The sequence below is a fragment of the Streptomyces sp. NPDC005070 genome (assembly GCF_053600395.1).
In genome coordinates this window covers 1-3,238 of record NZ_JBSFZS010000323.1, presented here as the reverse complement: position 1 = coordinate 3,238, position 3,238 = coordinate 1, and the positions used below count along the sequence as shown (strand labels likewise).

Sequence of the window (3,238 nt, the reverse complement as noted above, 5' to 3'; positions counted from 1 at the left end):
TGGTGATCTTGAGAACCTCCGCATAATGGCGCCGGTTCCCCATGACCACGCAATAGCGTTCCTTACCACCCACCGTGTCCCGGAACGGAACCGCCGCATGCCAGATCTCGCCCGGACCCGGACGACGGCTTCCCGAAGCGAGACCACCGTTGTCCCACCGGCGCACCACCACCAGACACAGATACGCGGTCAGACCCGCCGCACCGCACTGCGCCATCGCGCGCGCACTCCACTCCGGCGCATCGAACCGGGCCGCGGCCCCGTGGACGGCGATCTGGCCGAGCACGAGCACCACTGCCGCGCGGGCGAGGACGACCCATCGCGCGACGGACCCTCGACGGCTCGCGAACAGGGCCACGCCCGCGGCGGCAACGACGGGTACGCCGTAGACGACCGCGTACTGCACCGGGCCCCGGACGTGCAGCCCAGGATCCTGAGACGCCATCAGGTCGGGCAGAGTCACCGGCAGCGCCAGGGCGTAGCCGACGATCATCCACAGGTTCAGCAGCACATAGCCCTTGACGGCCATGCCCAGGCAGGACGTGTCGGCGCGACGAGCCACCGGATCCCCTCTTCCTCTGTACCGGGTACCGAACTATCCAGGCCGCGGGAACCCCACGGGGCGCGAAGTCGGGAGTTGCCGGGCGATCAGCGGTCCGCGTGCTATGGCCCCGTGCGGGCGGCACTCGGCGCCGGATCGCCCGCTGTGTGTCGCTCCGGTGTGCGGCGTTCGGGTCATAGCCGTCACGTCGTGTGCGAGCCGGAGGGCGATGGGACAGCGGGGCGGACGGGCAGCCCATAGCCTGAGCCGGCCGGGAGATCAGTCGACGTCTGGAGCAGCGCGTGGCCGGGCTGACGGTGTGGCAGCGGCTGGGAAGGTGGAGGCCCCTGCTGCCGGCGGTTCTGCTGGGCGCGGCCGTGGTGATCGATTTCGCCACTCCGCCCACTGTCAGCGCCGCGGCTCTCTACGCGGCCTCGGTCCTCACGGCCGCTCCTTTGCTGTCCCTGCGCGGAACCATCGTCACCGGGGTGGCTGCGTTCCTCCTCGACCTGGCCATGTTCGGGTACTTCGGCTTCCACGGAACCGCTGCCGAGTTCAGCGAGCTGTCCATGGTCGCGACGGTGGCCGTGATCTCGGTGTTCCTCAATCGCCTTCTCCATCACCTGCACACGCAGCTCCGTTCGGCCCGTGACATCGCCGCCACCGTCCAGCGGGCCGTCCTGCGCGACCCGCCGGAGGCGAGCGGGCCACTGCGGTTCGCCGCCCGTTATGAGGCCGCGCAGTCGGACGCGCAGATCGGCGGAGACCTCTACGCGGTGGTCGACACGCCGTTCGGTGTGCGCTGCGTGATCGGCGACGTGCGCGGCAAGGGTCTGAACGCGGTCAGGGCCGTCGCGGACAGCATCGGCACCTTTCGTGAGGCGGCCCTGCAAGAGCCCAGCCTCATCGCGCTCGTGGAGCGGCTGGAGCGAGCCGTCGTCCTCGAAATCGAGCAGTCGGGGGGCGTGACCGAACTCGAAGGGTTCATCACGAGCGTGGTCGCGGAGTTCCCCCGGCACGGGAACCAGGTCCGCCTGGTCAACCGCGGTCACCCGGCACCCATGCTGTTCCTGCCGGATGCCGTGCGGTATGTCGAACCCAGCCGGCCGGCGTTGCCCCTGGGCCTGACCGCTCTCGCCGCCGGTCCGGAACACGTCGACACGGTGACGTTCCCCGAGGGCGCCACTCTGCTGCTCTACACCGACGGACTCACGGAGGCCCGGGACGCGAAGGGCGAGTTCTACGAGCCGGCCGGCAAGTCCCACCTGACGCGGTACGGCCGTCCGGACGCGCTCCTGGACGCCCTGCTGGCCGACGTGCACCAGCACACCGCCGGCCGGAGGACCGACGACATGGCACTGCTGGCGATCACCCATGAATCCGGGACCGCGTAGCGCGCGAGGCCGGGAGAACCCGGTTCCCCTTGGTCCGACGCCGCTCCCTGGGCGCGTCAGGAGCAGGAACTCGGCCCTCGGCTCCGTACCGAGCGGCCGTTCTTGGAGTGTCTGAACCAGTGACGCGAGCCAGAAATTCGTGGGGGAATCTCCGTCGACTCGATTGCTGGTTCGCCAGGGGCCTTGGCCCGCGTCACAGGACCTGGGCCGTGCGAGCCGACGAGAGCCAGCTGGGGAACTCCTGCAGAAGTCGGTCGTAGAGGAGATGGTCGCGTACTTTGCGCGGATCGCGGACCGCGTGGAAGAAGCCTGCGTTGTCGACGATGCGATGTCCGGGAACGGCCAGGGTGTCGAGACGGCGGAGAAAGGCGAACTCGTTGTCGTCGGGGTCGCCGAACCCGACGAACTGCCAGAACAACGGCAGGCGGGCGGCCTTGCAGAGGTATCGTTCGGCGGCGAACTTACTTGTGGGCCCTCCGTCGGTCTGGAAGATCACCAGAGCAGGGGCGTCGCTGCCGGAGGCCAGGTAGTGGTCGACGACATCGTCCATGGCCCAGTGGTAATTCGTCCGCCCCATGTGACCGAGGTTCTCGTGCAGCTTGTTGATGCGGCCACGATGACCTCCCAGCCTGAGGTCGGTGGCTCCGTCGACGTCGGTGGAGAAGAACACCACCGGCACCGTGCCGTCGTCATCGAGGTGCGCGGACAAGGAGAGCACCTGCTCACCGAGATGCTGCATCGTGCCGTCCTTGTAGTAGGGCCGCATCGAGCCGGAGCGGTCCAGGACGAGATACACGGCGGCACGCACCCCTTCGAGACCCTGCGCGCGCACGCTGGACCCAGCCGCTTTGTACAGGTTCACCAGATCAGGGGCCTGCGCCTGCATCGTGGACAGACTGATTGCCGGGGCGTCGTTCCGTGCCCTGCCCATGATCACCACTCCCGCGTCGCGCGACATCCCTCATCCTCTCGGTTGAGGCGGCAGCACGAGGCAAAGTTCCTCAACGTGGTGGCGAATGGGAGCGTGCGGCCGGTTGCCACACGACCGGCAGTGCCTGCTCACGCCATCCGTTTCGGCAGCGCGCCTCCGTCGTGGTGACACCAGGCGGCGTGGTGGGTGCGCGACGCCTATTCCGCGTGGCGCACGGCCGGGGCGGGGACCGGCAGGCGGCAGAGAGCGTCCAAGGTGGTCAGCATGTGCCGGGCGAAGCGGCTCCCACGGGGAGTGAGGCGGCCGGAGGCCAGTGTGGCGGTGGTCGCCTCGCGGGCGGCGGTCCGCCGGCGGGCGAACTGGGCGTGCGCC

The 3,238-nt window shown here is 69.2% G+C and carries 2 protein-coding genes and 1 pseudogene; 1 reads left to right on the top strand and 2 read right to left on the bottom strand.

Features of this window, described 5'->3' with window-relative positions; all coding sequences use genetic code 11:
• Positions 1-562: pseudogene (locus ACWEBX_RS38475) on the bottom strand (hypothetical protein); the annotation flags it as partial.
• 281 nt (positions 563-843) lie between these two features.
• Here ACWEBX_RS38475 and ACWEBX_RS38470 point away from each other — a divergent pair.
• Positions 844-1,935: a PP2C family protein-serine/threonine phosphatase gene (locus ACWEBX_RS38470; RefSeq protein WP_451889366.1), complete on the top strand. Its 1,092-nt coding sequence runs from the start codon at positions 844-846 to the stop codon at positions 1,933-1,935.
• 193 nt (positions 1,936-2,128) lie between these two features.
• Here ACWEBX_RS38470 and ACWEBX_RS38465 read toward each other — a convergent pair whose 3' ends face one another.
• On the bottom strand, positions 2,129-2,893 hold the full coding sequence (locus ACWEBX_RS38465) for a VWA domain-containing protein (RefSeq protein ID WP_451889365.1): 765 nt from the start codon (positions 2,891-2,893) through the stop codon (positions 2,129-2,131).
• Positions 2,894-3,238: the final 345 nt, after the last annotated feature.

Coding starts and splice junctions, on each gene's coding strand:
- ACWEBX_RS38465 (WP_451889365.1), bottom strand. CDS start 2,893: ATGTCGCGCGACGCGGGAGTGGTGATCATGGGCAGGGCACGGAACGAC.